The organism is Arthrobacter sp. GW460-12-1-14-TSB2 (genome assembly GCF_059423525.1).
This window is the reverse complement of the sequence record NZ_JBWKYC010000013.1, coordinates 140180-147032: the sequence shown is the minus strand read 5'-3', so window position 1 is coordinate 147032 and position 6853 is coordinate 140180. Positions and strand designations below refer to the sequence as shown.

Annotated in this window: 5 protein-coding genes; 4 read left to right on the top strand and 1 reads right to left on the bottom strand. The window is 67.5% G+C overall.

The genetic code is table 11. From position 1 onward, the window contains the following. A partial coding sequence (locus tag AC07YR_RS15995) for a sensor histidine kinase (protein ID WP_494734538.1) occupies positions 1-1602 on the bottom strand: 1602 nt, incomplete at its 3' end. A gap of 178 nt (positions 1603-1780) precedes the next feature. On the opposite strand from AC07YR_RS15995, the gene AC07YR_RS15990 reads away from it, so the two are divergent. From AC07YR_RS15990 to gatB, 4 genes are all read left to right on the top strand, one after another. Further along, entirely contained in the window at positions 1781-3253 is a 1473-nt protein-coding gene (locus AC07YR_RS15990) for a CitMHS family transporter (protein WP_494734537.1), read from the top strand. Between the two features lie 161 nt (positions 3254-3414). Next, positions 3415-3711, top strand: coding sequence for an Asp-tRNA(Asn)/Glu-tRNA(Gln) amidotransferase subunit GatC (gene gatC, locus AC07YR_RS15985; protein WP_028272567.1), 297 nt, complete (start codon positions 3415-3417; stop codon positions 3709-3711). A gap of 3 nt (positions 3712-3714) precedes the next feature. Beyond that, positions 3715-5295, top strand: coding sequence for an Asp-tRNA(Asn)/Glu-tRNA(Gln) amidotransferase subunit GatA (gatA, locus tag AC07YR_RS15980; protein WP_494734536.1), 1581 nt, complete (start codon positions 3715-3717; stop codon positions 5293-5295). Beyond that, positions 5295-6803 (top strand): Asp-tRNA(Asn)/Glu-tRNA(Gln) amidotransferase subunit GatB, encoded by a 1509-nt coding sequence (gene gatB, locus AC07YR_RS15975; RefSeq protein WP_055798686.1) that lies wholly within the window; start codon positions 5295-5297, stop codon positions 6801-6803. The genes gatA and gatB overlap by 1 nt, the downstream gene beginning before the upstream one ends. The last annotated feature ends 50 nt before the right edge of the window (positions 6804-6853 follow it).

Here is a 6853-nt window from a genome sequence, read left to right as displayed (position 1 = left end):
GTTCCGGGCTGCCGTGGCCGCCGGAAGTGCCACGGTCATGACGCCTGCCACCGAACTTTGCCACCGCGCCGACGTCGTATATCCCTCGGCGAACACTGTGTCCGCCGCGACCGCCCCTGTTTCGCCAGGCTGGCCGGTGGCCAGGCCGTCGCCGGAGTCCGCGACGACGATGTGCAGCGTGCCGCCGTCGGGCCCCGGTTCGTCCAGCAGTTCCACTTCCACCCAGCGCTCCGCCGCGGAGCCGGCGACGGCGGCGTTCACGGCGTTGTCAATCAGGTTCCCCAACACTGTGGTGACGTCCTGCGGCTCGGTGACCTGGCCGCGCACCAGGGTTTCGGGGCCGATCCGCAGCGTCACGCCGCGTTCGTCCGCCTCGACGCCCTTGGCGCCGACGAACGCCTGCAGGTACGGGTCCTGGAGCAGTTCGGCCTGGTCCACCGGGAACTTCAGCGGGCCGGTGGCGGCCAGGCGCGCCAGGTAGTCGCGGGCCTGCTGGTGCTGCCCGATGCTCATGAACCCGGCGATGGTGTGCAGCTGGTTGGCGAATTCGTGGCGCTGCGCCCGCAGCGCGGTGGACATGGTCCCCACGGCATCCAGCTGGCGCGTCAGGTGCTGGAGCTCGGTACGGTCGCGGAGCATCACCACCCAGCCCAGGTCTTCCTGCCGGTGCAGCGTCTTGCGGGCACTGGCCACCAGGACGCGGGCACCGGCGATGACTTCGACGGCGTCGGCCTCGGCCGCGTCGGGCAGGGTCAGGGCCTTCAGCTGCTCCGGCACCGGAGCCTGCTTCCACGGCGTGCCGGCAAGGTCCGGCTGCTCCAGGAGCCTCTGCGCGGCGGCGTTGAAGACGCTGATCCTGCCGTCGGCGGAGACGCCGATCACGCCGTCGTCAACGCCCTGGAGGACCGCCACCTGATCGTGGACCAGCGTGCTGATCTCCTCCGGCTCCAAGCCCAGCGTCAGCCGCTGCAGGCGGCGGCGCAGCAGGAACGAGGCCAGGATTCCGGCCAGCAGCGAGCCGGCGGCCGTCAGCGCGATGGGCGTGATGTCGCGGGCCAGGCTCTGCACGACGTTCTCGGTGGAATACCCCACGCTGACCTCGCCCACCACGGTGTCCGAGTCCGGGGCGAAAACCGGCACCTTGGCCCCCGCGGAGGGACCCAGCGTTCCGGTGTTCCGGGTGGTCACCTCTTTGCCCGAGAGGGCTTCGGAGGGATCCGTGCTGACTTTTTCACCGAGCCGTTCGGCGTCCGGGTGCGCGAGCCGCAGGCCGGTTTCATCCGTAATCACCACAAACAGGGCTCCGGTGCGGGTCCGGGCGCCTTCGGCGACCGCCATCAGGGGGCCGGCCAGCAGCACCGATGCCGGGGGAGTGCCCGCCTCGCGGCTGATGGCCTGGACCTCGCTGCGGACCGCGGGATCCGAGGCGACGGTGCGGGCCAGGGTGAGCGCCTGGTTTTCGGCTTCCCGGCCCAGCCGCTCGTACGTCAGCCATGCATGCACGGCGCCGCTGAGCAGCACAACGAGCAGAACCACCCCGAGCTGGAGCAGTAGGGTCTGGGTGGAAAACCGCAGGGGCTGCCTCGGTGCCGGACGCTTCATTGCCCTCCTGACGGGTTTTTGTGACGGAGCGGGGACGCTGAGCTAAATGAGCAAAATGCTCCCAATAAGCAGTATGCCAATCAATTGAGCCAAAGGCACTGCCGTGACGCGGGCCACTCTAACGTCTGTAGTGCGCATCACACCGGAGTGGTGCCATTGACTGACAAAGGAGCCGGCCGTGCTGGTATTACTTGGATTCGCCATGATCGCGGTATTCATGGTGCTGATCATGACGAAGAAGTTGACGCCGGTGCTGGCGCTGATAATCGTCCCCACCGTCTTCGGGCTGTTTGCCGGGGCGGGGCTGGGCATCGGGGACATGGTGCTGGACTCGATGAAGTCCATGACGTCCACCGCCGCGCTGCTGATGTTCGCCATCATCTACTTCGGCCTGATGATCGACGTCGGGCTGTTCGACCCGCTGGTGCGGTTCATCCTCCGTAAGCTGGGCAACGACCCCGCGAAGGTGGTCCTCGGCACCGCGCTCCTGGCCGCCGCAGTTTCCCTGGACGGCGACGGCTCCACCACCTTCATCCTCACCACCGCGGCCATGCTGCCTATCTACCTCCGGCTGAAGATGAGCCCCGTGGTCCTCACCTGCGTGGCCGGCCTGGCCAACGGCACCATGAACATCGTGCCGTGGGGCGGCCCCACCGCCCGCGCCGCCAGCGCCCTGAAAATCGACGTCAACGACGTCTTCGTCCCCATGATCCCGTCCCTGATCGCCGGCCTCGCCGTCGTCCTGGTCTTCGCCTGGGTGCTGGGCCTGCAGGAGCGCAACCGCCTCCGCGCCACCCGGCCTGAAATCTGGGGAACGCCGTCCACGGCAGAGCCGTTCACCGCAGAAAAGTTCGACGGCGGCACGGGCACCGGCGGTGCCGGAACCGGCCGCGGACGCAAGGGCTCCGGCACCGCGCCGGCTCCCGCCGTCGGAGGTTCCTCCGTCGCCGTCCTGGAACGCACCGAGATGCTCGTGGACGACAGTGATACCGCCATGGCCGACACCCCCCTTGACCCCAACCGCAAGACCCTGCGCCCCAAGCTGCAGTGGTTCAACCTGGGCCTGACCATCGCCGTCATGGGCATGCTCATCGCGGACCTCGTGCCCCTGCCGTACGTCTTCATGGTGGGCTCGGCCATCGCCCTGCTGGTCAACTTCCCCCACGTCAAGGACCAGGCCACGCAGATCGTGGCCCACGCGCCGTCGATCGTCGCCGTCGTCAGCATGGTCATGGCCGCGGCAGTCCTCACCGGCGTGCTGACCGGCACCGGCATGGTTGAAGCCATGTCCGCGTGGCTGGTGGAGATCATTCCGTCCGACATGGGTCCGCTGATGGCCGTCATCACCGGTGTCCTGAGCATCCCCATGACCTTCTTCATGAGCAACGATGCCTTCTACTTCGGCGTACTCCCCGTGCTGAGCGAGACGGCAGCGCACTACGGCATCAGCGCCGCCGAGATGGCGCGTGCCTCCATCACCGGCCAGCCGTTCCACATGCAGAGCCCGCTGGTCCCGGCAATCCTGCTCCTGGTTTCCCTGGCCAAAGTGGACCTGGGAGACCACCACAAGAAGGTGCTGTGGCGCAGCGCCGTCGTCTCCCTCGTAATGCTCGGTATCGGAATGCTGACGGGAGCCATCGGCATCGGCTAGGGTAAAGCTGCCTGCGGCTGCCGGCTGCCCGCAGCCATGCTGCTTGGAGCCGTGCCGCAGGTCGGTGCTGCCCGTCTGACGCCCGCTGGGGGTCGTCAGGCGGGCACACTGTTGCAACGTAGACTATGGGGGAAACCAAAACTACATTGCAGGGGAGATCCATGGCTGCGATCAACCGCGACGACGTCGCGCATCTCGCGCGTCTCGCGCACATCGAGATGAGTGCAGAAGAGCTGGACCGGATGGCCGGCGAACTCGCCGTCATCGTCGATTCAGTGAAGTCCGTAAGTGAAGCCGCCGGTGATGATGTCCCGGCCACGTCCCACCCGATTCCGCTGACGAATGTGTTCCGCGAGGACGTTGTGGGCCACACCTTCACAGCCGAGCAGTCCCTGAGCGGCGCCCCTGACGCATACGAAGGCCGCTTCAAGGTTCCGGCCATCCTGGATGAGGACTGATACATGACTGAAAACAACGTTCTGATCCGCCTCTCCGCCTCCGCGCTCGCTGAAAAGCTCGCGGCCGGCGAGGTCACTTCCGTCGAAGTCACACAGGCCTACCTGGACCGCATCGCAGCGGTCGACGGCGGCCCGCGGGGAGTCCACGCCTTCCTGCACGTCAACACCGAGGAGGCGCTCGCCGTCGCCGCGGAGGTGGACGCCATCCGCGCCGCTGGCGGTGCAGCCGCTGAAGAACTCCACGAGCTCGCCGGCGTGCCCATCGCCGTCAAGGACCTCATCGTCACCATCGGTCAGCCCACCACGGCGGGCTCCAAGATCCTCGAGGGCTGGCACAGCCCGTACGACGCCACGGTGGTCAAGCGCCTCCGCGACGCCAAGATGCCCATCCTGGGCAAGACCAACCTGGACGAATTCGCCATGGGGTCCTCGACGGAACACTCCGCCTACGGCCCCACCCGCAACCCGTGGGACCTGGACCGGATCCCGGGCGGCTCGGGCGGCGGCTCCGCTGCCGCCGTCGCCGCCTTCGAAGCGCCCCTGGCCCTCGGCACGGACACCGGCGGCTCCATCCGCCAGCCCGGCGCCGTCACCGGCACCGTGGGCGTCAAGCCCACCTACGGCAGCGTGTCCCGCTACGGCGCCATCGCCATGGCCTCCTCGCTGGACCAGATCGGCCCGGTCTCCCGCACCGTGCTGGACTCTGCACTCCTGCACCAGGTCATCGGCGGCCACGACCCGCACGACTCCACGTCCCTGCCGGACCCGCTGGAAGACCTCGTTGCCGCCGCACGGACGGGCAACGTGGACGGCATGAAGATCGGCATCATCAAGGAACTCCACGGCGAGGGCTACCAGGCCGGCGTCGAGAACCGCTTCAACGAGTCGCTCGAACTGCTCAAGCAGGCCGGCGCGGAAATCGTTGAGGTGTCCTGCCCCAACTTCAAGTACGCGCTGGGCGCTTACTACCTGATCATGCCTTCGGAGGCTTCCTCCAACCTGGCAAAGTTCGACGGCGTCCGGTACGGGCTGCGCGTGCTGCCCAAGGATGCGCCGCTCACCATCGAACGCGTCATGGGCGCCACCCGCGCCGCAGGCTTCGGCGACGAAGTGAAGCGCCGCATCATCCTGGGCACCTACGCGCTCAGCGCCGGCTACTACGACGCCTACTACGGCTCGGCCCAGAAGGTCCGCACCCTGATCCAGCGCGACTTCGAGGCTGCGTTCGCCCGGGCCGACGTGCTGATTTCCCCGACGGCCCCCACCACGGCCTTCAAGCTCGGCGAGAAACTGAACGACCCCCTGGCCATGTACCTGAACGACGTCGCCACCATTCCGGCCAACATGGCCGGCGTCCCGGGTCTGTCCCTGCCGGGCGGCCTGGCCGATGAGGACGGGCTCCCCGTCGGCATCCAGCTCCTGGCCCCGGCCCGCCAGGACGCGCGCCTGTACCGCGTGGGTGCGGTGCTTGAATCGCTGCTCGAGGCGAAGTGGGGCGGCCCGTTGCTGGACCGCGCGCCGGAGCTGGCTGCCTCGGCGGTCGAGCCTGTCGAGACCCTTGTCGACGCCCAGGAGGCAAAATAATGAGCACTGACGCAACCCTGAGCTTCGAAGAGGCCATGGAGAAGTACGATCCCGTCCTGGGCTTCGAGGTCCACGTGGAGCTCAACACCAAGACGAAGATGTTCTCCTCCGCCCCGAACGTCTTCGGCGACGAGCCCAACACGAACGTCAACGAGGTGGACCTCGGCATGCCGGGCGTGCTGCCCGTGGTGAACAGGACCGCGATCGAGTCCTCCATCAAGATCGGCCTGGCGCTCAACTGCAAGATCGCCGAGACCTGCCGCTTCGCCCGGAAGAACTACTTCTACCCGGACACCCCGAAGAATTTCCAGACCTCCCAGTACGACGAGCCCATCGCGTACGACGGCTACCTGGACATCGAACTCTCCGACGGCACCGTGTTCCGCGTCGAAATCGAACGCGCCCACATGGAAGAGGACGCCGGAAAGCTGACCCACATGGGCGGCTCTGCAGGTCGCATCCAGGGCGCGGACTACTCCCTGGTGGACTACAACCGTTCCGGCGTTCCGCTCGTGGAAATCGTCACCAAGCCGATCCAGGGCGCGGGCAGCCGCGCGCCGGAACTGGCCAAGGCCTACGTCGCCGCGGTCCGCGAGATCGTCAAGAACCTGGGCGTCTCGGACGCGAAGATGGAACGCGGCAATGTCCGCTGCGACGCCAACGTCTCGCTGCGCCCGCACGGCCGCGAACGCTTCGGCATCCGCTCGGAAACCAAGAACGTGAACTCACTGCGCGCCGTCGAACACGCCGTCCGTTACGAGATCCAGCGGCACGCCGCCGTCCTGGACTCCGGCGAGCCGGTCATCCAGGAAACGCGCCACTGGCACGAGGACACCCGCTCGACGACGTCGGGCCGGGCCAAGTCCGACGCCGACGACTACCGCTACTTCCCGGAGCCGGACCTGGTTCCGATTGTGGCTTCCCGTGAATGGGTGGAGGAACTGCGCGCCACCCTGCCGGAGCCGCCGGCCGAGCGCCGCAAGCGCCTGCAGGCCGACTGGGGCTATTCGGACCTCGAATTCCGCGACGTGGTCAACGCCGGCGTCATGGACGAGATCGAGGAAACCATCGCCGCCGGTGCCACGGCAACCGTGGCCCGCAAATGGTGGATGGGCGAGATCGTGGGCCGCGCCAAGAACGCCGACGTCGACCCCGGCCAGCTGGGCGTCAAGCCCGAAACCATCGTGGAGCTGAACAAGATGGTGGAAGCCGGCAAGATCAACAACAAGATGGCCGCCGAAGTGCTCGACGGCGTGCTCGCCGGCGAAGGCACCCCGGCGGAGATCGTGGAGAAGCGCGGCCTGGCCGTGGTCTCCGACGACGGCCCCCTGCTCGAAGCCATCGACGCCGCCCTCGCCGCGCAGCCCGGCGTCGCGGACAAGATCCGCGGCGGCAAGCTGCAGGCGATCGGCGCGATCGTCGGTGCCGTGATGAAGGCCACCCGCGGCCAGGCCGACGCCGGCCGTGTCAAGGAGCTGATCCTGGAACGCCTCGGCGTCGAAGGCTAAGTCACCCGTTTTAACCCAACTGGGTCGCAGTTAATGTCGTTTTGAGCGCT